General features: G+C 71.5%; 26 protein-coding genes, 1 tRNA gene and 1 riboswitch. Of the genes, 19 read left to right on the forward strand and 8 right to left on the reverse strand.

What is annotated here, in order from left to right; all coding sequences use genetic code 11:
* Nucleotides 1-396 precede the first annotated feature (396 nt).
* From ACFYWM_RS17270 to ACFYWM_RS17300, 7 genes are all read left to right on the forward strand, one after another.
* Nucleotides 397-1,563: an ABC transporter substrate-binding protein gene (locus tag ACFYWM_RS17270; RefSeq protein ID WP_389915454.1), complete on the forward strand. Its 1,167-nt coding sequence runs from the start codon at nucleotides 397-399 to the stop codon at nucleotides 1,561-1,563.
* A complete protein-coding gene (locus ACFYWM_RS17275) occupies nucleotides 1,560-2,441 on the forward strand; it encodes an ABC transporter permease (protein ID WP_389915457.1) in 882 nt (293 codons plus the stop codon). Before ACFYWM_RS17270 ends, ACFYWM_RS17275 begins: the two co-directional genes overlap by 4 nt.
* Nucleotides 2,429-3,283 (forward strand): ABC transporter permease, encoded by an 855-nt coding sequence (locus ACFYWM_RS17280; RefSeq protein ID WP_389915459.1) that lies wholly within the window; start codon nucleotides 2,429-2,431, stop codon nucleotides 3,281-3,283. Before ACFYWM_RS17275 ends, ACFYWM_RS17280 begins: the two co-directional genes overlap by 13 nt.
* Nucleotides 3,280-4,407: an ABC transporter ATP-binding protein gene (locus ACFYWM_RS17285; RefSeq protein ID WP_389915462.1), complete on the forward strand. Its 1,128-nt coding sequence runs from the start codon at nucleotides 3,280-3,282 to the stop codon at nucleotides 4,405-4,407. Before ACFYWM_RS17280 ends, ACFYWM_RS17285 begins: the two co-directional genes overlap by 4 nt.
* Complete coding sequence (locus ACFYWM_RS17290) at nucleotides 4,397-5,164, forward strand: HAD family hydrolase (protein ID WP_389915466.1); 768 nt, start codon at nucleotides 4,397-4,399, stop codon at nucleotides 5,162-5,164. The genes ACFYWM_RS17285 and ACFYWM_RS17290 overlap by 11 nt, the downstream gene beginning before the upstream one ends.
* A gap of 37 nt (nucleotides 5,165-5,201) precedes the next feature.
* Nucleotides 5,202-7,187 carry a serine/threonine-protein kinase gene (locus tag ACFYWM_RS17295; RefSeq protein ID WP_389915469.1) on the forward strand — a complete coding sequence of 662 codons (1,986 nt, stop codon included), beginning with the start codon at nucleotides 5,202-5,204 and terminating at the stop codon, nucleotides 7,185-7,187.
* Between the two features lie 80 nt (nucleotides 7,188-7,267).
* On the forward strand, nucleotides 7,268-8,230 hold the full coding sequence (locus ACFYWM_RS17300) for a quinone oxidoreductase family protein (protein WP_389915473.1): 963 nt from the start codon (nucleotides 7,268-7,270) through the stop codon (nucleotides 8,228-8,230).
* 29 nt (nucleotides 8,231-8,259) lie between these two features.
* Here ACFYWM_RS17300 and ACFYWM_RS17305 read toward each other — a convergent pair whose 3' ends face one another.
* The 3 genes from ACFYWM_RS17305 to ACFYWM_RS17315 are packed head-to-tail and all read right to left on the reverse strand — an operon-like array spanning nucleotide 8,260 to nucleotide 11,043.
* Nucleotides 8,260-9,345, reverse strand: coding sequence for a PucR family transcriptional regulator (locus tag ACFYWM_RS17305; RefSeq protein ID WP_389915476.1), 1,086 nt, complete (start codon nucleotides 9,343-9,345; stop codon nucleotides 8,260-8,262).
* Nucleotides 9,345-10,148 (reverse strand): ABC transporter permease, encoded by an 804-nt coding sequence (locus ACFYWM_RS17310; protein ID WP_389915479.1) that lies wholly within the window; start codon nucleotides 10,146-10,148, stop codon nucleotides 9,345-9,347. Before ACFYWM_RS17310 ends, ACFYWM_RS17305 begins: the two co-directional genes overlap by 1 nt.
* Nucleotides 10,117-11,043: an ATP-binding cassette domain-containing protein gene (locus ACFYWM_RS17315; RefSeq protein WP_389915481.1), complete on the reverse strand. Its 927-nt coding sequence runs from the start codon at nucleotides 11,041-11,043 to the stop codon at nucleotides 10,117-10,119. The genes ACFYWM_RS17310 and ACFYWM_RS17315 overlap by 32 nt, the downstream gene beginning before the upstream one ends.
* Nucleotides 11,044-11,217: 174 nt before the next feature.
* On the opposite strand from ACFYWM_RS17315, the gene ACFYWM_RS17320 reads away from it, so the two are divergent.
* Together ACFYWM_RS17320 and ACFYWM_RS17325 are read left to right on the forward strand one after the other, a co-directional pair.
* The gene (locus ACFYWM_RS17320; protein WP_389915483.1) at nucleotides 11,218-12,075 is read left to right on the forward strand and encodes a patatin-like phospholipase family protein; all 858 of its coding nucleotides are present in this window, start codon (nucleotides 11,218-11,220) and stop codon (nucleotides 12,073-12,075) included.
* 132 nt (nucleotides 12,076-12,207) lie between these two features.
* A complete protein-coding gene (locus ACFYWM_RS17325) occupies nucleotides 12,208-13,242 on the forward strand; it encodes a 1-acyl-sn-glycerol-3-phosphate acyltransferase (RefSeq protein WP_389915487.1) in 1,035 nt (344 codons plus the stop codon).
* Between the two features lie 85 nt (nucleotides 13,243-13,327).
* Here the strand turns inward: ACFYWM_RS17325 and ACFYWM_RS17330 are convergent, their stop codons facing one another.
* From ACFYWM_RS17330 to ACFYWM_RS17345, 4 genes are all read right to left on the reverse strand, one after another.
* Nucleotides 13,328-13,537, reverse strand: a complete 210-nt coding sequence (locus ACFYWM_RS17330; RefSeq protein ID WP_389915489.1) for an SHOCT domain-containing protein — start codon at nucleotides 13,535-13,537, stop codon at nucleotides 13,328-13,330.
* A gap of 220 nt (nucleotides 13,538-13,757) precedes the next feature.
* Complete coding sequence (locus ACFYWM_RS17335; protein ID WP_389915492.1) at nucleotides 13,758-15,281, reverse strand: cobyric acid synthase; 1,524 nt, start codon at nucleotides 15,279-15,281, stop codon at nucleotides 13,758-13,760.
* 167 nt (nucleotides 15,282-15,448) lie between these two features.
* On the reverse strand, nucleotides 15,449-16,411 hold the full coding sequence (locus tag ACFYWM_RS17340) for a cobalamin biosynthesis protein (protein ID WP_389915495.1): 963 nt from the start codon (nucleotides 16,409-16,411) through the stop codon (nucleotides 15,449-15,451).
* Nucleotides 16,395-17,201, reverse strand: a complete 807-nt coding sequence (locus ACFYWM_RS17345; protein ID WP_389915497.1) for a phosphotransferase enzyme family protein — start codon at nucleotides 17,199-17,201, stop codon at nucleotides 16,395-16,397. The genes ACFYWM_RS17340 and ACFYWM_RS17345 overlap by 17 nt, the downstream gene beginning before the upstream one ends.
* A gap of 407 nt (nucleotides 17,202-17,608) precedes the next feature.
* Between ACFYWM_RS17345 and ACFYWM_RS17350 the strand changes: the two genes are divergently transcribed.
* From ACFYWM_RS17350 to ACFYWM_RS17365, 4 genes are all read left to right on the forward strand, one after another.
* Nucleotides 17,609-17,682: transfer RNA gene (locus ACFYWM_RS17350), tRNA-Arg, on the forward strand.
* Between the two features lie 124 nt (nucleotides 17,683-17,806).
* Nucleotides 17,807-18,181 (forward strand): MazG nucleotide pyrophosphohydrolase domain-containing protein, encoded by a 375-nt coding sequence (locus ACFYWM_RS17355; protein ID WP_389915500.1) that lies wholly within the window; start codon nucleotides 17,807-17,809, stop codon nucleotides 18,179-18,181.
* Between the two features lie 327 nt (nucleotides 18,182-18,508).
* Nucleotides 18,509-19,003, forward strand: a complete 495-nt coding sequence (locus tag ACFYWM_RS17360) for a hypothetical protein (protein ID WP_389915503.1) — start codon at nucleotides 18,509-18,511, stop codon at nucleotides 19,001-19,003.
* Between the two features lie 110 nt (nucleotides 19,004-19,113).
* Nucleotides 19,114-19,212: riboswitch (TPP riboswitch) on the forward strand.
* A complete protein-coding gene (locus tag ACFYWM_RS17365) occupies nucleotides 19,200-19,883 on the forward strand; it encodes a TenA family protein (RefSeq protein ID WP_389915506.1) in 684 nt (227 codons plus the stop codon). Its footprint overlaps the riboswitch before it by 13 nt.
* Before the next feature lie 90 nt (nucleotides 19,884-19,973).
* Here the strand turns inward: ACFYWM_RS17365 and ACFYWM_RS17370 are convergent, their stop codons facing one another.
* Entirely contained in the window at nucleotides 19,974-20,606 is a 633-nt protein-coding gene (locus ACFYWM_RS17370; protein ID WP_389915509.1) for a TetR/AcrR family transcriptional regulator, read from the reverse strand.
* A gap of 115 nt (nucleotides 20,607-20,721) precedes the next feature.
* Here ACFYWM_RS17370 and ACFYWM_RS17375 point away from each other — a divergent pair, with 115 nt between their 5' ends.
* From ACFYWM_RS17375 to ACFYWM_RS17400, 6 genes are all read left to right on the forward strand, one after another.
* Nucleotides 20,722-21,486, forward strand: coding sequence for an SDR family oxidoreductase (locus ACFYWM_RS17375; protein ID WP_389915512.1), 765 nt, complete (start codon nucleotides 20,722-20,724; stop codon nucleotides 21,484-21,486).
* An 88-nt stretch (nucleotides 21,487-21,574) separates the two neighbouring features.
* Nucleotides 21,575-22,012: a nuclear transport factor 2 family protein gene (locus ACFYWM_RS17380; protein WP_389915515.1), complete on the forward strand. Its 438-nt coding sequence runs from the start codon at nucleotides 21,575-21,577 to the stop codon at nucleotides 22,010-22,012.
* Nucleotides 22,013-22,328: 316 nt separating this feature from the next.
* Nucleotides 22,329-22,709, forward strand: a complete 381-nt coding sequence (locus tag ACFYWM_RS17385) for a hypothetical protein (protein ID WP_389915518.1) — start codon at nucleotides 22,329-22,331, stop codon at nucleotides 22,707-22,709.
* A gap of 37 nt (nucleotides 22,710-22,746) precedes the next feature.
* Nucleotides 22,747-23,361 (forward strand): carboxymuconolactone decarboxylase family protein, encoded by a 615-nt coding sequence (locus ACFYWM_RS17390; RefSeq protein WP_389915521.1) that lies wholly within the window; start codon nucleotides 22,747-22,749, stop codon nucleotides 23,359-23,361.
* A gap of 4 nt (nucleotides 23,362-23,365) precedes the next feature.
* Nucleotides 23,366-23,944: a TetR/AcrR family transcriptional regulator gene (locus tag ACFYWM_RS17395; RefSeq protein WP_389915523.1), complete on the forward strand. Its 579-nt coding sequence runs from the start codon at nucleotides 23,366-23,368 to the stop codon at nucleotides 23,942-23,944.
* Between the two features lie 163 nt (nucleotides 23,945-24,107).
* Nucleotides 24,108-24,443: an SCO4225 family membrane protein gene (locus ACFYWM_RS17400; protein ID WP_389915526.1), complete on the forward strand. Its 336-nt coding sequence runs from the start codon at nucleotides 24,108-24,110 to the stop codon at nucleotides 24,441-24,443.
* Nucleotides 24,444-24,470: the final 27 nt, after the last annotated feature.

The raw sequence follows: 24,470 nt of genomic DNA on the forward strand, positions 1-24,470 counted from the left end.
CGGCGCCTCTGTCGGACGGCCCACAAACACCGGCACCCTCTCCGGAGGGTCCGCGAGCGCTCGCGTCCCTTCCGGCGCGCCCGCGAATTCCAGGGCACCTCTCCATGTGTCCGCGCACACCCGGTGACCGCGCAATCTCGCCTCGTCTCTCGAACCGCCGGCACACTCGGCCCGACGCGCGTCTGCGGGACTCCTCGCTGCGCACACCTGGCGGCCGGCTCAGCCCCACCCTAAACAAGCATCAATGACTCACATAGCCCAAGTTCGCGCATTTCACCGCCGTACTCCGTGCGTTCACCGAACAGCAACTGATTCACGACAGACGGGGTCTAGCTTGTTTGTACAAGTTCGTCTACTTTCGTGAAATATTGCGCGACACCCCCTTGGGAGAACACAGTGATCGCATCCCGAGTTCGCTTCGCAGGCCTGGCGGCCTTCCTGCTGGTGGGCGCCACCGCGTGCGGAGCCGCCCCCACCACGGCCGCACCGTCGGCGGGCGCCTCCGGAGGCGCCGCGGCCGGAGTGGACGCCAGGACCGCCACCTCCGCCGCGGACTTCGGCGGGCTGGACAAGCTCGTCGAGGCCGCCAAGAAGGAGGGCAAGCTCCACGTCATCGCCCTCCCGCCCGACTGGGCCAACTACGGCAAGATCATCGAGACCTTCAAGGCGAAGTACGGCATCGAGATCGAGAGCGAGACCCCCGACGCCGCCAGCGCCGACGAGATCAACGCGGTGAAGACCCGCAAGGGCCAGGACCGCGCCCCCGACGTGCTCGACCTCGGCCAGTCCTTCGCGATCAGCGGTGCCGCCGAGGGCCTGTTCGCGCCGTACAAGGTCCAGACCTGGGACAAGATCCCCGAGAACCAGAAGGAGGCGAGCGGCCTCTGGTTCAACGACTACGGCGGCTACGTCTCCATCGGCTGCGACGCCAAGAAGATCGCCAAGTGCCCGGAGACCTACGCCGACCTGCTCAAGCCCGAGTACAAGGGCAAGGTCGCGCTGAACGGCAACCCGACCAAGTCGGGCTCGGCGTTCGCGGGCGTGTACGCGGCGGCCCTCGCCAACGGCGGCTCCTTCGACGACATCCAGCCCGGCCTGGACTTCTTCAAGAAGCTGAAGGACGCCGGGAACTTCAACCCCGTCGAGACCACCCCGGCCACCATCGAGAAGGGCGAGACCCAGATCAGCATCGACTGGGACTACAACAACGCCGCCTACGCCCCCAAGATGGCCGAGAAGGGACTCGACTGGAAGACCGTCATCCCCAGCGACGGCAAGTACTTCCAGCTCTACGCCCAGGCCATCAACAAGGACGCCCCGCACCCGGCCGCCGCGCGCCTGTGGCAGGAGTTCCTCTACAGCCCCGAGGGCCAGAACCTCTACCTCGGCGGTTTCGCCCGCCCGGTGCTGCTGCCCGCGATGAAGGCCGACGGCACGGTCGACGCCGCCGCCGAGGCCAACCTCCCGCCGGTCGAGGGTGAGCCCACCTTCCCGACGGAGGAGCAGGTCAACAAGGCCAAGGAGGTCCTGGCCGGAGGCTGGGGCGCCGCGGTCTCGGGATGACCGTCCCCGCCGTCACGGCCGCCGCCCCGCGCGGCGGCGGCCGTCCTCGATCCAAGAACTGGCTGGGAGCCCTGCCGCTGCTGGTCGTGACGGCGGTGGCCTTCGGGATCCCGGCGCTCACGCTGCTGGCGGGAGCGTTCACCGTCAAGGACCCGGCGACCAAGGTCTCCTCCTTCGGCACCGCCAACCTGTCCAGGAGCCTGCAGGGGCCCTACCTCAACGCCCTGCTCAGCAGCGTCCAGCTGTCGGCCGTGGTGGCGGTCGCCGCCGCGGTCGCCGGGACGTTCCTGGCCCAGGCCGTGGTCACCTCCCGCTTCACGGCGCTGCGCGAGGCCGTGCTCACCTTCTCCGGCGTGCTGGCCAACTTCGGCGGCGTGCCGCTCGCCTTCATCTGGATCGCCACCCTGGGCAACTCCGGGGTCATCACCACCGCGCTGGGCCTCGGCTCGGGGGTGCTGTACAACTTCTGGGGCCTGGCTCTGGTCTACATGTACTTCTCGGTGCCGCTGATGGTGCTCGTCGTGACCCCCGCACTGGACGGCCTGCGCCCGCAGTGGCGGGAGGCGGCTCAGAACAACGGCGCCACCACCTGGCAGTTCTGGCGCTACGTCGGCATCCCGGTGCTGACCCCGGCCCTGCTCGGCGGCGTCGTCCTGCTGTTCGGCGGTGCGTTCGCCGCCTACGCCACCGCCTACGCCATGGTGGGCAGCACGGTCCCGCTGGTCACCCTGCAGATCGCCGAGGCCCTCACCGGGGACGTCCTCATCGGGTACGAGAACGTCGCGCTCGCGCTCAGCCTCGACATGATCGTCGTCGCCCTGCTGGTGATGGCGGTCTACCTGCCGCTGCAGAAGAGGAGCTCCCGATGGTTGCGGTAGCCACCCTGCCCGACGTCACCCCGGGTCCCGCGGCCACCGCCCGTCCCGGGCAGCGACGGGCCTGGCGGTGGATCGTGCTGGTCGTCGCGGCGCTCTACTTCGTCGTGCCGATGGCGGTGTCCTTCTGGTTCACCGTCTACTCGGAGGGACAGGGCTTCTCGCTCGCCGCCTACGGGCGGATCCTGTCGGCGCCCGGCTTCCTGCCCAGCCTGCTGCTCTCCCTCGCGCTCGCCGCCTGCACCATCGTCGCGGTGCTGCTGCTCACCCTTCCCGCGATGCTGGCCGTACGGCTCGGCGCGCCCCGGCTGCGGCCGGTGCTGGAGCTGATCTCCACGCTCCCGCTGGTCGTGCCGCCGATCACCTACGTGGTCGGCATCAGCACGGCGCTGCGCGACGGCGTCGACGCGCTGGCCGCCACCCCGTTCTGGGCGACGCTCATCGCCATCCAGGACGAGAGGTTCCCGTTCGTCCTCGTGCTCGCGTACGTGATGCTGACGCTGCCGTTCGCCTACCGGTCGCTGGACGCCGGGCTGCGCGCGATCGACGTGCGGACGCTGGTGGAGGCGGCCCGCAACCTGGGCGCCTCGTGGCCGTACGTGCTGTTCCGGGTGATCATCCCCAACATCCGGTCCTCCATCGCCAGCGCCTCGTTCCTCACCCTCGCGCTGGTGCTCGGCGAGTACACCATCGCCGCCCTGCTCGGCTACGAGACGTTCCCCGTCTGGATCGTCACCATCTCCGGGAACGACGGACAGCTCTCCGTCGCCCTGTCGATCATCAGCCTGCTCCTCATCTGGCTGCTGCTGCTCACCCTCTCGGGTGCGGGAAGGAAACGCAGATGACCGTCGAGTTCCGGGGGCTGCGCCGCGCGTTCGGCCGTACGGTGGCCCTGGACGGCCTGGACCTCACCGTCGAGCAGGGCGAGCTGATGGCCCTGCTCGGTCCTTCCGGCTGCGGGAAGACCACGGCGCTGCGCTGCGTCGCCGGTTTCGAGCACCCCGACGCCGGAGCGGTGCTCGTGGACGGCAAGGACATCACCCGGGTCCCCGCCAACCGGCGTGACGCGGGCATGGTCTTCCAGTCCTACAGCCTGTTCCCCAACCTCAACGCGAGGGACAACGTGGCCTTCGGGCTGCGGGTGCGCAAGGTGCCGACCGCCAAGCGGCACGCGCGGGCCGACGAGCTGCTGGAGCTGGTCGGCCTGCCGTCGCACGCCCAGCGCTACCCGCACGAGCTGTCCGGCGGCCAGCAGCAGCGCGTCGCCCTGGCCAGGGCGCTGGCGCTGGAGCCGCGCGTGCTGCTGCTCGACGAGCCGCTGTCCGCGCTGGACGCCAAGGTCCGAGTCTCGCTGCGCGAGGAGATCCGGCGGCTCCAGCTCGAACTGGGCATCACCACCATCTTCGTCACCCACGACCAGGAGGAGGCCCTGTCGGTCGCCGACAAGGTCGCGGTGCTGCGCGCCGGGCGGCTGGAGCAGTGCGGCCCTCCGGCCGAGGTCTACGACCGGCCCGCGACCCCGTTCGTGGCGGAGTTCGTCGGCGCGATGAACCACGTCCCGGGCCGCCTGTCCGGCCAGGAGGTCACCGTCATGGGCGAGCTCATGCCGGTGGACGGCCCCCTGCCGTCCTCGCCTGACGTCGACGTGCTGGTACGCCCCGAGGCCGTGCTGGTCACCCCCTCCCCCGACGGGAAGGCCACGATCGTGGCCTCCTCCTTCCGCGGCTCCACCGCGCGGCTGCGGGTCCAGGTGGGCGAGCTGGAGGTCCTGAGCGACGTGCCGGGCCACGACGCGGTACGCCTGGCGCCGGGCACGCGGGTGGACGTCGCCCTCGTGCAGCGGCCCGTGCTCGTCGCGGCGCGCACCGCCCCCGCTCCCGCTCTCCCCTCCGAGGAGCCCGCGAAGTCTCCGGGGTCCCCAGGGTCCTCGAAGGCGGCCGAGCCGGAGGACGTCGCGGGTGTCGGGTGAGCTCGGAGCCGTCCTGTTCGACATGGACGGCACGCTCGTGGACACCGAGGGGATGTGGTGGCAGGCGTGCGTGGAGGTCGCCGCCGAGCTTGACCTGGAGCTGACGGAGGCCGACGCCGGTCACGTCCTCGGCCGCCTGGTCGAGGACGCGGCCGGCTACCTCGCGCGCCGCGCACCCGTACCGTCCGGCGCGGGTCGGGCCGGCGCGGAACGTACCGACGCGGGTCAGGTCGACGCGAAGCAGGTCGACGCGAAGCAGGTCGACGCGGGTCAGGCCGAGGTGGAGCGGGCCGAGGTGGAACGCGTCGGGGCGCGGCTCACCGAGGCCTTCGCCGAGCGGGTCTCCGGCGGGGTGACGCCGCTGCCCGGCGCGATCCGGCTGCTGGACGACCTGCGGGCGGAGGGCGTACCCACGGCGCTGGTCAGCGCCTCACCGCGGCTCATCGTGGACATGGTGCTGCGCGGCGTCGGGGCGGAGCGGTTCGCCCTGGTGGTGGCCGCCGAGGACACCGCGCGCGGCAAGCCGCTGCCGGACCCGTACCTGCGGGCGGCCTCCCTGCTGGGCCTCGACCCCGCCGGCTGCGTGGCCGTGGAGGACAGTCCCACCGGGCTCGCGGCGGCCCGCGCGGCGGGGTGCCGGGTGGTGTCGGTCTCCGGCGAGCCGGTGGCGGACGACGTACTGACCGTGGACAGCCTGGAAAAAGTGGACCTACCGCTGTTGCGTCTGCTGGCGAGCGGCAAGAGATCGATAGGCTGAGCCACTCATGTGACGGCGTATGCGGTTAGGTACAAAGGTGAACAACCTCAGTCCCGACGAACCCCTGCAGATAGGCCGATACCGCGTGCTCAGCAGGCTGGGCCGGGGCGGGATGGGCACGGTCTATCTTGGCGAGTCCCCTGACGGGCAGCAGGTCGCCATCAAGGTCATCAATCCGGAGTACAGCCAGCACGAGCGGTTCCGGATGCGCTTCCGCCGGGAGGCCGACGCGGCGCAGCGGGTCCGCAGGTTCTGCACGGCCGCGGTCGTCGAGGCGGCGCTCGACGGCGACCAGCTCTACGTCGTCACCGAGTACGTCACCGGCCCCAACCTGGAGGAGGCCGTCGACTCCGGCGGCCCGCTCCGCGGCTCCAGCCTCGACGCGCTGGCCGTCGGGGTGGCCACCGCGCTCACCGCCATCCACGGCGCCGGGGTGGTGCACCGCGACCTCAAGCCTTCCAACGTGCTGCTCTCCCCGGTCGGCCCGCGCGTGATCGACTTCGGTATCGCCCGCGCGCTGGACACCCTCAGCGGGATGACCGGGACCGGCGAGATCCTCGGCACCCCCCGCTACATGGCCCCCGAGGTGCTGCGCGGCGAGCCGGTCTCGGCCGCCTGCGACGTGTTCTCGTGGGGCTGCCTGATGGCCTTCGCCGCGAGCGGGCGGGCGCCGTTCGGCGGCGAGGCGCTGCCCGCGGTGCTGTACCAGGTGCTCAACACCGAGCCCTCCCTGGAGGGCATGGAGCCCGCGCTGCGCGAGCTGGTCACCTACGCGCTGAACAAGGACCCGCGGAACCGGCCCACCTCGCAGCAGCTCCTCGACCACCTGGTGGGCCGCTCCGCCGCGCCCGAGCAGGCCGCCCACTCGGTCCAGGCCTCCTGGCAGGGACCCCAGGGACCGCCCGGCGGCGCCCCCTGGAACGGACCGGCCGGACCGGCCGGACCGGCCGGACTTACCGGGCCCCCCTCCCCCGACCCTGGCCGCGGACCCGCGGGACAAAACCCCGGCCCCGGCCAAGGACACTCGGCACAGCACCCCAATTCCGGCTGGGGTGACACGGGACAGAACCCCGGCCCCGGCTGGGGCGACACGGGCCGGCCCGGCGATCCCGACTGGGCGCGCACCGCGCCGTCCGCGCGAGGCGGCCACACCGTCTCCGGCACCGCGCATCCGGGGCCCGGCTCCTCACCCGACGGCCCCGGCCACACCCTCCCCGAGCGGTTGCGGGACGACACCGGGTTCTTCTGGCGGGGCGGGGTGACCAGGCGGCGGAAACTGGTCGCCGGGGCGGCGGTGGCGGCCCTGATGGTGGTGGCCGGAGGGCTCGGGCTGCGCCTCGCGCTCGCCCCCGGCGGCCCGCCGGAGAACCTCGCCCTGCTCTACCAGGACGACTTCACCCAGAGCGGCACCGGCTGGAGCGGCGGCACCTACAACCCGATGACCGGCACGTACGGCTACGCCCCCGAGGGCTACTACGCCGTCGACGTCAGCGGATACTCCCCCGTCAGGCGGGAGCAGGCCCCGATCCCCTTCGTGTCCGCTCCCCCGGCCACCCCCGACCCCTCGGCCAGCCCCACGCCGATCACGCCGAGCCGGATCCTGCTCGGCTCCGACATCAGGATCCGCTCCGGCACCATCGGGATGGGCGAGTATGGGCTGTTCTGCCGGGGCGAGAACGACAACAGGGCGACCCGGTACGAGTTCCTGCTCGACACCGCGGGCAACGCCCGCATCCGCAAGACCGTCAAGAGCGCCGGGGGCGAGCTCACCAAGCCCGTCAAGGTCGACCTGCCCAAGGGCGAGGTCATCCGGCTCGCGGCGGAGTGCACCGGCGTCGAGGGGGGCGTGCAGCTCACCATGTGGGTCAACGACGAGCAGGCCCAGTCGTTCCTCGACACCAACCCGCTGCCCAACGGGCTGGTCGGCGTGATCGCCCGGGTGGGCGAGAACAGCAACGCCGTCCTGCGGACCGCGTTCGACAACTTCACCCTGCACGGCCCCGCCACCCCCACGCAGCCCTGACCGGACGGCCGCGACGACGGGTGATCCACCCGGCGCCGGGCACGATCAGGGCACCTGACCGACCGAAGGAGTCCAGCACGATGCGCGCCATAGTCGTCTCCGCCAACGGCGGGCCCGAGGTGCTCGTCCACACCGACGATCACCCGGACCCCACGGTGAACCCCGGCGAGGTCCTCGTCGACGTCGCCGCCTCCGGGGTGAACTTCATCGACGTCTACCACCGGATCGGCCGATACCAGCTCTCCCTGCCCTTCGTCCCCGGAGAGGAGGGCGCGGGCACCGTCGCCGCGGTCGGCGAGGACGTCCGTGACGTCGCCGTCGGCGACACCGTGGCCTGGTCGAGCGTGCCGGGCAGCTACGCCTCCCGGGTCGCGGTGCCCGCCTCCAAACTACTCGCCGTACCCGAGGGGGTCACCGCCGAGGTCGCGGCGGCCGTCACCCTCCAGGGGCTCACCGCGCACTACCTGACCCACTCCACGTACGAGGTGAAGGAGGGGGACGACGTCCTGGTGCACGCCGCCGCCGGGGGCATGGGCCTGCTGCTCACCCAGATCGCCAAGCTGCGCGGCGCCCGGGTGATCGGCACGGTCTCCACCGAGGAGAAGGAGGTCCTGGCCCGCCAGGCGGGCGCCGACGAGGTGTTCCGCTACAAGGGCTTCGCCGACGCGGTCCGCGACCTGACCGGCTCCGGCGTGCACGTCGTCTACGACGGCGTGGGCGCGGCCACCTTCGACGAGAGCGTCGCCTCGCTACGGCCGCGCGGCATGCTGGCGCTGTACGGCCAGGCCAGCGGCCCGGTCCCGCCGCTCGACCCGCAGCTCCTCGCCAGGAACGGCTCCCTCTTCCTGACCCGCCCGACGCTGGGCTCCTACATCGCCACCCGGGAGGAGCTCACCTGGCGCGCCTCCGACCTCTACGGCTGGGTGGCCTCGGGGCGGCTGCGGGTGCACATCTCCGAGCGCTACCCGCTCGCCGAGGCCGCCCGCGCGCACGAGGACCTCGAAGCCCGCCGTACGACCGGCAAGGTGCTTCTGATCCCGTGACGACGCCCCTCGGGGCGAGGTCAGGCCGGTCAGCGCAGCGGGTGGGCGGGCCAGTCCAGGAGGCGGGCGCCCAGGACCGCCGTCTCCAGGGTGAAACGCTGGGTGGAGTCGTCCGGCGAGAACCCGGTGAGGCGGCGGATCCGCTCCAGCCGGTAGGTCACCGCCCGGGTGCTGACGCCGAGCCTGCGCGCGGCGGCGGTCTGGTTGCCCTGGGAGGCGAAGATGGCCTCCAGCGTGGCGAGCAGCGGCTCGGGACCGCCGCGCGCCTCCAGCAGCGGGCTGAGCACGCTCGTCACCAGGTCCTCGATGGCCGCGCGGTCGCGCAGCAGCACCGGGAACACCAGCAGGTCCGCGGCCTTGAGCACGGGGGCCCGCAGTCCCAGCCGGTCACCGAGCTCGATGGCGTTGGCGCCCTCCCGGTAGGAGGTGACCACCCCGCCGGGGCCCCGGTGCGCCCGGCCGAGCCCGACCCGCCAGCCGGGCGCGAACGCCTGGCGCACGTGGTGGGTGAACTCGCCGTTCGCGACGGTGAGGCTGCCCGGCGCGACGCACACGAGCATCCCGTCGCGGACCGCGACCAGCACGTTGTGCGAGCCGAACCGGGCGACCAGCGCGTCCTCGATCCGCCGGGCCGTCCCCTCGGCCTCCCCCGCGAGCCCGCCGTCCCCCTCGAAACCACTTCCCTCGGACCCGCCGTTCCCCGGAGCCACGACCGTGGCGGCCCCGGCGGGGCGCGCGACGGCGACCACGTACGTCTCGGCCAGGCGGAGCCCGAAGTGCTCGGCCCGCTCGGCGAGCCTGTCGGCCCGCCCCTGGAGCAGGTCGTCGACGAACTCCCTGCGCGCCGCCTCCTCCTGGCGCAGCGCCGACCGCTGGGCGTTCTCGTACCCCTCCATCAGGGCCGAGACCGTACGCCGCAGGGCCGGGAGGGGAGTGGGGCGCACCGACTCGGCCATGGCCAGGGCGGCCTCGACCAGGGCCCGCACGGAGGCGCCCCGCTCGGCGGCCAGCGCGCCGGCGGCGCGGCAGTCGTCGAGCTCGGCCCGGCCGGGCAGCCTGCCGGTGGCGGCCGCCTCCCGCAACATCCGGAGATGGCCGCCGAGCAGCTCGTCCATCAGACTCCCACGTCACGCCTGTCAAAGGCCGGCATCGCGATCAGGAGCAGCGCGGCGGTCGCCCCGGCCAGCACGAGATAGTCCCACGCCGGGAACCCCAGCTGGAGTGGCCGCCCGTCGAGGTAGTAGTGGAACGGCGAGATCCAGCGCAGCCAGGACAGCCCGTCCACGTCCTTGCCCATGGTCTCGACCACGTACCCGGCCACGGCGACCACCCCGACCACCGCCAGGGCGACTCCTCGCCGCCCCGTCGCGGCGCCGACCGTCAGGGAGAGCGTGCCGAAGAAGAGGGCGAGCAGGAAGATGCCGAGGTGACCGGCGAGGATCCTGTCCGCGGGGACGCCCAGGTCGACGGCCGTCACCAGGCCCAGCAGGACGAGGAAGGTGACCGCCGCCACGCCGAGCAGCGCGAGGGCCAGGGCGGCGAAGCGCTCCAGGACCAGCCGCCTGCGGTCGATCGGCAGGGTCAGGACCAGCTCCAGCGTGCCGGACTCCTCGGGCTGGGCGATCGCCCGGTTGCCGACCACCGCCGCGCACATGATGAACAGCAGCGGCCCGAACAGCTGGTAGACCAGCGTCTGCAGGAACCCGGAGCCGCTGGTGAAGCCGTTCTCCAGGCCGCCCATGAGGTCGCGCATGGCCCCGGGGAACTTGGTCAGCGCCACGTCCCCGTAGAGGTCGGGATTGCTCCGGATGGTCGGGTAATAAGCCAGGTACAGCGTGAAGAACGCGCTGATCCCGACGGTCCAGCCGAGCAGCGCCCGCCGGTAGTCACGCAGACTTTTCGACACCAGCGTGGGCATCGCGCGCCTCCTCCTCGCCATGGCTGTAGTAGGTCAGGAAGATCTCTTCCAGGTCGGGCTCGGCGCTGACCATGTGCACCACGGTGAACCTCGCCGCCGCCTTGACCAGCGCGTCCGGGCGACCGTCGATGGTGCAGCGCAGCCCGGCCCCCTCCACCCGCAGGTCCCGTACGCCGGGCAGGTCCTCGAACGCCTCGCGCGGCACCGGGGCGTCGAAGTGGAACTCCACCCGGCGCACCGCCTTCTCCCTGAGCGCGGCGATGTCCTCCACCGCGACCAGCCTGCCGCCGCGCACGATGCCGACCCGGTCGGAGACGTCCTCGACCTCGGCCAGCACGTGGGAGGACATCAGCACGGTACGGCCCGAGGCGCGGACCTCGCGGACCATCGCCAGGAACTCCTGCTGCACCAGCGGGTCCAGGCCGCTGGTCGGCTCGTCGAGGATGAGGAACTCCGGCTCGTGCATGAAGGCCTGGATGAGCCCGACCTTCTGCTTGTTTCCCTTGGAGAGCTTGCCCATGGGCACCGACAGGTCGGCCTCCAGCCGCTCGGCCAGCCCCTCGATCCGCCCCCTGGGCACGTCGCCGCGCACCGCGCCGAGGAAGGCGAGGAACTCCCCTGCCTTCTCCCTGCCCTCCAGGGCCAGCTCCCCGGGCAGGTACCCGATCCGGCTCCGCACCCCCGCCTCCCGGGGGTCCCTGCCGAGGACCGTCATCCGTCCCCTGGTGGGACGGATGACGTCCAGGAGCAGCCTGATCGTCGTCGTCTTCCCCGCGCCGTTCGGGCCGAGATACCCGAACACCTCCCCGGGCCGGATCTCCAGGTCGAGATCCTCAAGTCCCCGGCGCCCGCCGTAGAACTTGGTGAGCCCCTCGGTCTCCACTACCGCTGTCATGCATCAGATCGTGCCCTCTCGCCGCCGCCGGTGGCATTGCCGGACCCGGACAGCTGGCCGCCCCTTCGTTGCGCGGATCCGGAACCGCCCGGCCGTACCGCGCCCGGCCGTGCCGTGCCGTGTCCGGCCGTCCGCGCCCGGCACCGTGTCCGGCGGCGGGGCTAGGGTGAGCCCATGAGCCTGGACACTGCCTTCGTACTCGGCGGCGGGGGCGTTCTCGGCGCCCACGAGGTGGGCATGCTGCGGGCGCTCGACGAGGCGGGGATCAAGCCCGACGTGATCATCGGCACCTCCGTGGGCGCGCTGAACGGCGTCGTGCTCGCCGCCGCCCCCGGTGACGCGGTCGCGCGCCTGACCACGCTGTGGGCCTCGGACATCGTCCGCACGGCGTTCGCGGGCTCCTGGGTGACCCGGCTGTCCACTCTCGCCAAGAGCGGCACCCACCTGCACTCCTCCGAGCCGCTGCGCGACCTGCTGGCCAAAACGCTGCCGGTGTCGCGCATCGAGGACCTCTCCGTGCCGTTCCAGTGCGTGGCCGCCTCCGTCGAGCGCGCCGCGGCGCACTGGTTCACCGAGGGCCCCCTGGTCGACGCGGTCCTCGCCTCGTGCGCCGTACCCGGGCTGCTGCCACCGGTGCGCGTCGGCGACGACCACTACCTCGACGGCGGGCTGGTGCACAGCATCCCGGTCGGCCGGGCCGTCGCGCTCGGCGCCCGGCGGGTCTACGTGCTGCACGTGGGCAGGATCGAGCGTCCCCTGGTGGTGCCCCGGCGCCCGTGGGAGGTCGGCATGACCGCCTTCGAGATCGCCAGGCGGCACCGCTTCACCGAGGAGATGGCCACCCTGCCGGACGACATCGAGGTGCACGTCATGCCGGCCGGGGGCGAGTCCCGTCCGGGAATTGATCTTTCCCAGCTGCGCTACCGGGATTTATCGCATATATCTGAATACATTGACCGCGCGTACCGGGCCTCTTCCGACTACCTGGCCCGGCGACCGTCCCCCGAGCCGCCCCCGCCCGCACCGATGTGACCCCCACCGCGTCGTACGCCCACATCGGGGTAGCCCCATATAGGGGATATGTCCGGCACACCGCCCACCTGAGTCACACCGGCCCCCCGTACGCGCACCACAACCGCACATCCACACAGGCAGGAGCCGCTCGTGCTGCCTCCTCGCATCATCCGCCGTCTGGTACTGGCCCCGCTCGTCATCGTGCTCACCGTCGGCGCGGTGCTCACGCTCCCGATCTGGCTGCTGGTGGTGACCGCCGCCTCGCTGCGGCTGCCGCCCCCGCAGCGGCGCGGCACCCGGCTGGTCTGGTTCGCGCTGGCGTGGCTGACGCTGGAGTCGATGGCGCTGTGCGCCTGCCTGTGGCTGTGGGTGACGAACGGCCTGGGCGGCCGGCTCAGCCGCGACGAGTACCAGGAACGGCACTACGAGCTGATCCAGTGGCTCCTGTCCAAGATCTACGAGGCCGCGGTGCGGATCTTCCGCCTGAGCGTCGTGATCGACGAGCCGCCGCCGACTTCCGACGAGGTCTCCCGGCGCCTCACCCGTCCCGTCATCGTCCTGTCCCGCCACGCGGGCCCCGGTGACTCGTTCCTGCTCATCTACCACCTTCTCGCGCGGTACGGCAGGCGCCCGAGGATCGTGATGAAGGCGGCCCTGCAGTTCGACCCCTCGCTGGACGTGGTGATCAACCGCCTCCCCAACGCCTTCGTCCCCCGCAAGGTCGCCGAGAGCGGCATCCTCAACGAGATCCGCCGCCTGTCCTCCGACATGGACGCCGACGACGCCCTGGTGATCTTCCCGGAGGGCGGCAACTTCACCCCGAAGCGCCGCTGGCGGGCCATCCTGCGGCTGGAGCAGAAGGGCCTGCCGGAGGAGGCCGCGCGGGCCCGCAGGCTGGAGCACCTGATGGCCCCCCGCCCCAACGGGGCCATCGCCGCAATCGAGGCCTGCCCCGAGGCCGACGTGGTCTTCGTCGCGCACACCGGCCTCGACGACCTGGTCACCTTCGGGGACATCTGGACCCGACTCCCGCTCAGCGCCCAGATCAGGGCCAAGTGGTGGCGGGTACAGGCCGCCGACGTGCCGCGCGACCGCGAGGAGCAGATCCGCTGGCTCTTCGACCAGTGGGAGGAGATCGACACCTGGATCGCCGAGAACCAGCCGGCCCCCGCCCCCACGGTGTGACCGCCGCCGGCGGAGTCGTGTTCGGGTCCCGCCGCGCCCCGGCGGGCGCGAAGGCGTCGCTACCAGTCCTGGGACGAAGGCGTCACTACCAGTCCTGGGAGAGGCCCGACATGCGGCGGAGGTATTCGTCCTCGTCGATCTCACCGGCCGCGTAGCGGCGCTTGAGGATCTCGCGGGGGTTGTCGGCGACGGCCGCGCGCTCCCTGGCCCTGGATGCGCGGACCAGCATGGTCACGCCGAGAACCACCACCGCGATCACCGCGATGACGAAGATCAACACCAGGATGCGGGACATCGTCGGCCTCCCATACCTCCCCATCGGATCCGGCGGGGAATGTCGATTTTACCCGGCGGGGGAAACAGCCGACGAGAAGTCCGGGGCCGCGTATGAGGACCCACCGGGTGGCGGGAACACCGGAGGAGAGGCCCGGAGCCGCGCACGAGCCCCCACCCGGCGACGGGAACACCGGAGGAGAAGTCCGGAGCCGCGCGCGAGACCCCGCCGGGCGGCGGCCTCACCCGGCGGCGGGAACACCGGAGGAGAAGTCCGGAGCCGCGCGCGAGGACCCGCCGGGCGGCAGCACCGGCAGCCCCCGCGGAGCCCCGCCCTCCAGCAGCCGGAGCAGCGCGCCGGTGTCGACGTTCCGCTCGATCAGGTCGCCGAGTGCGTCCAGCCTCTCCTCCCGCAGCGCGGCGAACGACACGTCCGGCGCCGGGGTGAAGTCACGGCCGGAGACGGCGGCCACCTCGGCGAGGAAGGCCCGGCGGAAACCGTCGTTCTCCAGGGCGCCGTGCCAGGTGGTGCCCCACACCGAACCCTGGCGGCAGCCGTCCAGGAAGGGCTCGCCGCCGTCGGCCGTGACCACGCCGTGGTGGATCTCGTACGCGGCGACCGGGTGGCCGTACGCGGTGCCGGACGGGCGGCCCAGCGTCTTGTCCGTGGCGAACTCCACCGACGCGGGCAGCAGCCCCAGCCCCTCGACCAGGCCCGCGCCCGATTCGACGTCGTCGCGGATGGTCCTGGCGAGCATCTGGTAGCCGCCGCAGATGCCCAGCACCGCCCGTCCCGGCAGGGCCGCGGCCAGCCCGGTGGATCGGAGCCACGCCAGGTCGGAGACCGTGGCCCGGGAGCCGGGCAGCACCACCAGGTCGGCGTCGTCCAGCTCGCCGGGGGAGGTCACGAAGCGGACCGTCACCCCGGGCTCCGAGGCGAGCGCGTCCACGTCGGTGAAGTTGGAGATCCGCGGCAGCCGCACCACGGCCACCCGCAGGGTCTGCCTGCCGTGCGGGGCGCGCGCTCCGATCGCGGGCCGGTTGTCCAGGGCGAGGGAGTCCTCGACGTCCAGCCAGAGGCCGTCCAGCCAGGGCAGCACCCCGTACACCTCGCGGCCGGTCAGCTCCCTGATCATGTCCAGCCCCGGTTCGAGGATCTCCGGCGCCCCCCGGAACTTGTTGATCACGAACCCGGCGACCAGCGCCTGGTCGGCGGGCTCTAGCAGCGCCACCGTCCCGTACAGCGCGGCGAACACCCCGCCCCTGTCGATGTCGCCCACCACGACGACCGGCAGGTTCGCGGCACGGGCCAGGCCCATGTTCGCGATGTCCCCCCTGCGCAGGTTGATCTCCGCCGGGCTGCCCGCCCCCTCGCAGACCACCACGTCGTACGCGCCCCGCAGCCTCTCCAGCGCGTCCACGGCGACCTGGCGGAGCCGCTCCTTGACGTCCCAGTACTCCATCGCGTCGACCTCGGCCATCGGCCTGCCCATCACCACGACCTGGCTGCGCCGGTCACCGCCCGGCTTGAGCAGGATCGGGTTCATGTCCGCGCTGGGCTCCAGCCCGCACGCGGCGGCCTGCATCGCCTGGGCCCGGCCGATCTCAGCGCCGTCGGCGGTGACGAAGGAGTTGAGCGACATGTTCTGCGCCTTGTAGGGCGCGACCCTCACCCCCTGCCGGGCGAGCCAGCGGCAGATCCCGGCGGTGACGACGCTCTTGCCCGCGTCGGAGGTCGTCCCCGCGACCAGCAGCGCCCCCTTCACGCCTTCACCCCGGCCGCAGGAGCGACGAACGCCACACCGAACGCAGGCATCTCTCGGGGGGAATCAATCATCATGCCGACCAGCATGCCGCCCCGGCGTCCACCCCGCCCACCCGGCCTCCCGGCGAGGCCCCGTGCCGGTCCCCCCGGCCTACGGCTTTCCCCGGCCTACCGGCGTCGCAGGACGGCCAGGACCGCGAGGGCCGCGGCCCCGAGGCCCACCGCCCGCGCCAGCCGTACCGACCTGCGGATGTCCGCGACCGAGGGCGCGGGCCCGTCGCCCATCTCCGGCCGGTGCTCCACGCGGGTGCCGTACACGTTGACCCCGCCCAGCGTGAGGTCCAGCGCGCCCGCGAAGGCGGCCTCGCAGCGGCCCGCGTTGGGACTGGGGTGGCGGTGGCCGTCCCTGCGCAGCACCGCCGCCGCCCGCCGCGCCGAACCCCCCACCAGGGGGGCGCCGAGCGCGGCGAGCAGCCCGGTGATCCGGGCGGGCACGAAGTTGGCGACGTCGTCGAGGCGGGCCGCGGCCCACCCGAAGCGCTCGTAGCGGGCGTTCCGGTGGCCGACCATCGCGTCCAGCGTGTTGACGGCCCGGTACGCGAGCAGGCCGGGCACCCCGGCCACCGCCCCCCAGAACAGCGGCGCCACCACCGCGTCGGAGGTGTTCTCCGCGATCGACTCGACGGTGGCCCTGGCGAGCCCGGACTCCGCCAGCCCGGACGGGTCGCGCCCGCACAGGTGCGACAGCCGCCCCCGCGCCCCCGCGAGATCCCCGTCCTCCAGGAACCCGGCCATGGCCACGCCCTCGCGGCCCAGCGTCGTACCGCCGATCACCGCCCACGTCGCCGCCGCGCTCAGCGCCGCCCGTACCACCGGGTTGCGCGACCGGGTCGCGAGGTGGCCGAGCAGCGCCACCGGTACGACGCACAGGACCACGTGCAGGACGCCCCGGGCCCGGCCGTCCCCGTACACCCGCCGCTCCACCCCGGCGGCGGCGGTGCCGAACAGCGCGACCGGATGCCCGCGCCGGGGGTCGGCGAGCACGGCGTCGATCGCGACCCCGGCGAGCATCCCCACCCCCTCGGCCACTCCCCTGCCCCTGGTCTTCCGCCGCCTAGACGAGATGCTCATGGAGCTCATCCTGGTGGGTCTCCAGCCACACCCGGGCCCGCCGGATGCGCTCCCCCGCCCCACCGGCCCACATCCGGGCCCACCCGCCGCCGTTGCCCTGCGCCTCGGCCTTGGCCCGCATCGCGTGATAGGAGCGGTCGAAGCGGAGCCGGGCGAGATCCAGCAGCCGGCGGCGGTCCCGGGGCACCAGCCCGTACGCGTCGCAGAACAGCCGGAGCCGGGGACCGACGTCGAGGCGGCGCTGGAGCGGTTCCAGATCGATGGGGTCGGCGATCGGCGCCCAGTGGCGCAGCGTGGTCACCACGTCGAACAGCCGGGTCGTCGGCCGGGCCATGTCGAAGTCGATCAGCGCGGCGGGACGCCCGTCGCGGAAGATCACATTGTCGAGGTTGACGTCACAGTGCCCGACCAGCTCGGGGACCGCGTCGTCGTTGGACCCGGCCTCCCAGACGGCCCCCCGAGGCGGGACGAACCCCTCCGCCGCGTCGTGGAACCCCCGCAACAGCCGCGCCAGCGCGCCCAGCGTCTCCCCGGTGAGCGCGTACGGAGGCAGCGGCCTGGCCGCGGACTCCCCCTCGACGTAGCTCAGGACCTCCCTGCCCCGCTCGTCCACCCCCAGCGCCCGGGGAGCACCCTCGAACCCGGAACGCTCCAGGTGGAGCAGAAGCGCGTGCACCGACTCCGTGGAAGCCCTGCTGGGCCGCCGGACGGTGTCCCCGACCCGCACCACCCCGTCGGTAACATCACCGCCCAGAAGGGGAATCTCCTCTTGGATCGTGGTGACGAACATGGCATACGAGCCTAGACCGCCCCGCCTCCCCAGGAGAACGATTCGGGCACACCGCCCCCGCCGGACAGGCCCCCTAAAAACCCTCCCGCCCCCACCCTCCCCCTCCCAGACCTCCGGCCCCCGCGCTTCCTAACACCCCGCCCGCCCCCGCCCGGACTCCCAGCCCCCGCGCTTCCGAACACCCCGCCCACCCCCGCCGCGCCCGACGGAAGACCGACCAGGTCAGCGGCCCAGAAACCTCGCCCTCCGCCCCGGTTCCCCTCTTCCGAACGGCCCTCACCCACCCGAGCCGGAGCGGGTGAGCGATCGCTCCCCCCGGGAAGCGGGAGATCCACAGAGTGATCCTTACGACACCGACCCAAAACCGATACGTGGGCACTCCCTGGATCATGCACAATTGAGCGGGAGCACCCTTAGCTCAGCTGGACAGAGCACCGGACTTCTAATCCGACGGTCGCAGGTTCGAATCCTGCAGGGTGCGCGATCAAGACCAGGTCATCCACGCGCTGACCTGGTCTTTCGCTTGTCCAGGGCCCGAGCCCCTCATGCGGCTGCAGGTATCTGCTCCGGACCTCGTTGTCGGACCCGTCTCCTACACTCCCGGCATGGACTTGAGGCAGCTCACCGACGAGGTCGAAGCCGTATCGAGCACCTACGCTCTCAAGCACGGGATCATCCGGGATGACACCTGGTTCCTGCTGAAGCTTCAGGAAGAAGTCGGTGAGCTGACGCAGGCGTTCCTCATGCGCTCCGGACAGGCCAGGGACAAGGGCTGCTCTCCGGAGGAGCTGGAGTCGAACTTTCGATCTGAGCTCGCGGATGTCCTGTCCCAGGTCCTGCTCATGGCGCGACATCACGGGGTCGATCTGGAGGCGGAGATTGAGCGGAAGTGGATGCCGTGGCACCCTGACCGGCTCCCCGCACATGGTGGGAGCCGAGCGGCCGAGGCTGGCTCGAACGACGCTGTGGACTCCGCGTAGACAGAACCGGTCGCCACGGTGAGGCTGTGCCCCTTGCTGGATCCCGGCCCAGTCCCGCAGGCTGCCGGAGGAGTGGGACGCCCTGCCCAAGGGCTCGTCCTACCTCGGCAGCGTGGGTATCGAAGAGCTGTCGGTGAACGTGCGTGACCTGCTCGCAGACGCGGACGACACATCTGCGTCCCCCACGATGTCAGGTTGGGCTGTGAAGCCGACAGTCATAACCCAACCGAAAACCGTCGACCTCCGTGTCAATGGCCAAGCGCGTGTCGCCGCTGGTGGCCAGGAAAGATCATCCATGCTTGCCGGACAGACACGATGGAGGACGACGTGGTGATCGTGCAGCGGATCGTGATCCGGTGGACCAAGCAGGCGCGTGGCGCCGAGGAGGCCACGCGTCGACGCGAGATCCCATCGGCGTTCGAGCTGCCGCCGATGCCCGACGCGCCGCTGATCGTCCATGATCTCCTCGCCGACGAACAAAACAGGTACGCACCCACCGGCGTGGTCAACGGTCATTCATTCCCGGCGCGGCTCGACGGGCTGCGGTTCCGGCTGTCCGAAGCGGCGGTCGAAGTGGAGCGAACCCCGGTATGGGCCGCGTACCCGACCAACCGCCATCCCAGCCGGGTGTTCCTGCTCCACCCAGGAGAGCGCGCGCGTTACCGGGCCAACTTCCGCTTCAGCGGATACAGCACCCAGTGGTACTACGAGCAATGGACCGTCAACATCGCTCACGAGCCATGGCGGCGCGACCTCTTCCTGGCGGAGAAGGTGGACCACGACAAGGACGAGCGGGTCTCTTTGTACGGCGGGCACCGCTGACCCGGCCGTTTCACTTTCGGGCGATGCGAACGAACACGGCGCCAGGTGCGAACCGGCCCTCCGATGAAGATCACCTGGCCTGTCAGGCGGGCGAGCGGGCTGTTACTCTCGATCATGACGCGGGGTGCCCCGGAAGATCTGGGGCTGAGAGCACACCCGTCGAACCTGATCTAGTTCGAACTAGCGAAGGGACGTCATGTTCTGCGACGAGGTCTGGGCACGTTCGGCCGCACTGCTACGAGCCATCCATCGGCACCCCTTCAACACCGCGCTCGGCGAGGGCACCCTCGACCGGCGGCGGTTCGCCTTCTACATCGTGCAGGACGCCAGGTATCTCGGGGCGTTCTCCAAGGCGCTCGCCACCGCCTCGGTGCGGGCCGACGACTCCCAGGAGGCCGCGTTCTGGTCGCGCAGCGCGCACGCCGCGCTGGACGCGGAGCGGACCCTGCACGAGGGCTACATCGAGGAGTACGGTCTGACCGCCGCCGATCTCTCGGAGATCCGGACCTCGCCCACCTGCCTGGGCTACTCCTCCTTCCTGCAGGCCACCGCGCTCTCCGCGCCGTACCCGGTGCTCGTGGCCGCCGTCCTGCCGTGTTTCTGGGTCTACCAGGACGTCGGCGCGGCGCTTCTGAAGCAGACCCGCGACATGGCCGACCACCCTTACCGGGCGTGGATCTCCACCTATGCCGATCCGGACTTCGCCAAGTCGGTCGAGCAGGCCAGGGAGATCACCGACCGGCTGGCGGCCACGGCGGACGGCGCGACCCGCACGGCCATGGCCGAGGCGTTCGTCCAGGCCACGGAGTACGAGTGGATGTTCTGGGACAGCGCGTGGCGCCGGGAGTCGTGGCCCACGGCGCAGTGGCTGCCCGGCTGACACCGGCGCGTCCCGGCGCCGACCCGGTCACGCGAAAGCCGGGCCCCATGCCACAGGCCGTGGCCACTGGAAGGAGATCCGCCGCCGGGCTCAGATGAGGTCGGCCTCGATCAGGGCCAGCAGGCCGGCCGCCGCGTCGTGCGCGCGGGTCCACAGCTCGTCCGGACCGGGGGTCGGGCCGCCGAGGAGGGCTGTCTCGACGAGGTCGGCCTGCAGCAGCGCGGCGAAGGTCCGCGCGCCCCGCAGGGGGTCCCGGATCTTGGTACGCAGGCTGTCCGGCCAGCGGTCGAAGTAGCGGGTGAGCTGGGCGAGCTGGTTGCCGATGACATCGCTCCGGTAGCGCTTCCCGAGCTCGGGAAAGCGCGGGGCCTCCCGGGTCACGACGCGGTAGAGCGCGAGCTGCTCCGCGGAGAGGACGAACGGCAGGTGATGACCGCCCGCCTGGGTGAGGCCCTCCAGGGGAGGCAGGTCCAGCCAGGGCGGCTCCTCGGCTCCCGGATTGGCCACGCAGGCGGTCTGGATCACCGCGACGAACAGGTCGTCCTTGTTGTCGAAGTGCCGGTACAGCGTCTTGATGGACACTCCGGCGCTCTCGGCGATCCGGTTCACCGAGCTGCCCGCGTAGCCGTCCTCGAGGAAGGCCTCCAGCGCGGCCTTGAGGATCACTTCGCGTTTGCGCTCCATGAGACCCGCCTTCGGGTCGTCCGCGGCCCAGGTACGCATGCTCTCTCCCTCGGGTTCGCATCGCCTTGACAAAGCATACGACAGCAGGCACTGTCATGACGTACGACAGCGATCGCTGTCGTACGCGCAGGGACAGCGAAGAGGAGTGATGAACATGTCCGGTCTCACCGGGAAGACGGCACTGGTGACGGGCGCCAGCCGGGGCATCGGCCGGTACACCGCACAGCGGCTGGCCAGGGACGGAGCGCGGGTGGCCGTGCACTACGGCACGAACGAGCAGGCCGCCAGGGACACCGTCGCCTCCATCGAGGCCGACGGCGGCTCGGCGTTCCTCCTGCGGGCGGATCTGGCGGCCCCCCATGCGGCGGAGGCCCTGTGGACGGCGTTCGACGAGCACGCCGACGGAGTGGACATCCTGGTCAACAACGCCGGGGTGGTCGTCTACGGCGACGTGAACGAGGTCGCGGAGGAGGACTTCGACCGGCTGTTCGCGGTCAACGTCAAGGCGCCCCTGTTCCTCGTCCAGCACGGCCTGAGCCGCCTGCGCGACGGCGGCCGGATCATCAACCTCTCATCGGCCGGCGCCTACCTCGCCAGCCCGATGGCCACCATGTACACCATGACGAAGGGCGCGATCAACACCCTCACCCTCACCCTCGCCTGGCACCTGGGCGACCGTGAGATCACCGTCAACGCCGTCGCGCCGGGCTTCACCGACACCGAGATGAACGCCTGGTTCGCCGACCCGGCGGCCAAGGCGTGGGCCGCCTCCCAGGGCGTCCGGGGCCGGGTCGGGCAACCGGACGACATCGGCGACATCATCGCCTTCCTCGCCTCCGACGACGCCCGCTGGATCAACGGCCAGGTGATAGACGCCACCGGCAGCGGTGCCCTCGGCGTGACCCCCATGGCCCGGTGACCACCGAACGGTACGCGACGCGCGCCCGCCCCGGGCACGCCGTCGCGCCCTCCTTCCAGGAAGAGACCTCCTCCCAGAAAGAACAGTCATGTCCAGCCCCACAGAGAAGCAGGCCGCAGTGTCGAGTGAACGAGAGATCGAGAACCTGATCTCGTCCTACGCGTACCGGAACGACGACGCCGACTTCGCCGGGCTCGGCGACCTTTACGCCGACGCCGTCTTCACCCTTGACGGCATGTCGGCACACGGCCGCGAGGAGATGGAGACCGCCGCCCGCGGCATCGTCGAGGTCGGGGAGGACGGCCGTTCCACGACCACCCACGAGATCACCAACATCGTGATCGAGATCGACGAGGAAGCCGGTACGGCCGTCGGCCACGCGTACTGGACCCTGTACCGGACCGTGTCCGGCACCCCCCGGCGGCCCGTCCTCAGCGGCCGCTACCTCGACCGTTTCGAGCGTCGCGACGGACGGTGGCGCTTCGCCGAGCGGAACGCGACCACCCGGTGGAGGGCGGCGGCCTGAGCCACCGCCGCGAACCCGGCCGGCGGCCATCCCACGCCGTCCCCGTGCAAAGAGGATCCCCGTGAGAGACCGTGGCACTCGCACGCGAAGCCGTCTGATACGGGATCCGAGCCCGAACGATCCACACACTCCCGTAGCGCCCCCGAAGCCCTGGGAGTCGTCGTCACCAGCGATATGACGATGGCCACTATCCCCCAAATCCGCATAAAACGGACTCGGGGGTCCGGTACGGTCTACAACTAACCGGACCTGCGAGTCCGTTTAAATGTCGCGCCGCCGCGCAGGCGACGCCACCACGCGGAAGGAGTTCCGAGGGATGAACCACGCGCGTATCAGCGAAGCCCTCCGGGAACTGGTCTTCGAGCCCAGGCTTGAGCTGGACGAGGCTCTCGACAAGTACTACGCCCCCGGCTACACCCATCGCAGTGACGGGACGTCGATCGACCGCGCCGAGTTCGTCGAGATGGTGGCGGGCACCCGGAGCCGGATCGTCAGCGGCACGGTGACCGTGCTCGACGAGCTCCGGGACGGCTCCGCCTACGCCGAGCGGCACGTCTTCGAGATCACCATGGTGGACGGCTCCACTCACCGGCGGGAGGTCTCCGTCTTCGGCTCCTTCGCCGAGGACGGCCGCTTCCGGGAACTCAGCGAGACGGGATTCTCCGTCGCCCCGGACCAAACCCGCCGACCGGCCTGATCGAACCAGCCCCGGCCCGACCTGATCGGAGAAGAACATGCCCCGTCTCACCGATCCCGATCCGAAGACCATCCCGGACGACGTACGCGACTTCCTCGCCTTCCTGCCGCCGGACCCGCTGGTCAAGATGCTGACCCACTCGACCGGCACCGTGAAACCGTTCATCCAGCTCGCGCAGGCGCAGTTCGGGTCGCTGGAGCTTCCGGCCCGCGCGCGGGAACTCGTGATCCTGACCGTGGCCGAGTACGCCGGGTGCGAGTTCGTCGCGGCCCAGCACCGGCCGATGTCGGAGGCGGCGGGCGTCGACGGGCGCACCCGGGAACTCATCCGCGGCAGGGAGCTCGACAGTCCCGAGCTGCCGGCCTTCGACCGGACCCTCATCCGCTTCACCGCCGAGGTGGTGCAGGGCCCCACCGTGTCCGACGAGCTCTTCGACCGGGTACGGCGGCTCCTCACCGAGCGCGAGATCGTGGAGGTCCTCCAGGTAGCCGGCTACTACTGGTCGTTCAGCCGGGTCTGCACCGTGCTGGACATCGAGATCACCGAGGTGTACGGCGCCGGTGAGCCCGTACCGGCCGACGCCCCCGGCACCGCCCGGCCCGGCTCGGCCGGTGCCCCGCACGAGCACCGCGACAGCGCCGGGGCACACTGATCCCATGACCTCGCCCGACATCATCCGGCCGCCGATCGAGCCGCACGGCTCCCATCGGCGTCTGGACGCCCGCCGCAACCACGAGAAGGTGATCGCGGCCGCCCGGGAACTCTTCGCCCGGCACGGCCCGCGGATGACGATCCCCCAGGTGGCGGAACGAGCGGGGGTCGGCCGGGCGACCGTGTACCGGAGCTACCCCAGCAAGGACGACCTGGTCGTCGCGCTCGTACAGGAGCAGTTCCAGGAGCTGGAGGAACGCACGCTCGCCGCGCTCGGCAGCGACGACGCCTACCGTGAACTGTGCGACTACATTCCCGACCTGCTCGAACACCTCACCAGGAACCGGGGGCTCGCCGCCGCGTTCTTCGAGGGCAGGCTCGTCCCCGCCGGCCGCCTCCTGGAACTGATCGGCCGGCTCGTCGAGGCCGCCAAACCGTCCGGCCAGATCCGCGAGGACGCCGACGTGCTGGACCTGCGGGTCGTCCTGTGCGGAGTGATCAGGCAACTCATCACGCTGGACCGGTGGGACGGCGAGCTGTGGCGCCGTTACGGCCACATGGTGCTCAACGCGTTCCGTCCCTGAGCGGTCCGATGAGGCGATCGCCGCACGAGACCGGTCATGTCCAGATCGCGTCCGGCGCCTCGCCCTCGGTCCCGCTCGTCATCGGCCGCTGAGTATCCGTACCGGGACGAATGAGGTATTCGCACGGAGAACTCAACGGCGACCCCGGGGAAGGATCGGAGACATGAGATCAACTCGCGGTTTGGCCCGTCTCGCCTCACGGTACAGGCGGGGCACCCTCGCCCTCGTCATCGGCGGCATCTACGCGCTGCTCGTCATCGCCGCGTACGTCTTCGCCGAGATAGGCATGCGCCAGCCGAACAACCAGGGCCTGTCGGCGGTCCTGCTGATCCTGGTGACCCTGCCGCTCTCGTGGCTGGTGATGATGATCCCCGGGGAGGTGCTTCCCTCCGGTGTGCATCTGCTCTCGCTCGTCGTCGCCGGGCTCGTCCAGGCGTCGTTCCTGTGGTGGCTCCTGCGCGGGCCGAGGGTGGACGTGCCCTCGACGCGGGAGGAGTGACCGTCCGCCGGCCCGGAGGGATCCGGG

This window comes from Streptosporangium sp. NPDC002721 (assembly GCF_042888905.1).
Classification (GTDB): Bacteria; Actinomycetota; Actinomycetes; order Streptosporangiales; family Streptosporangiaceae; genus Streptosporangium.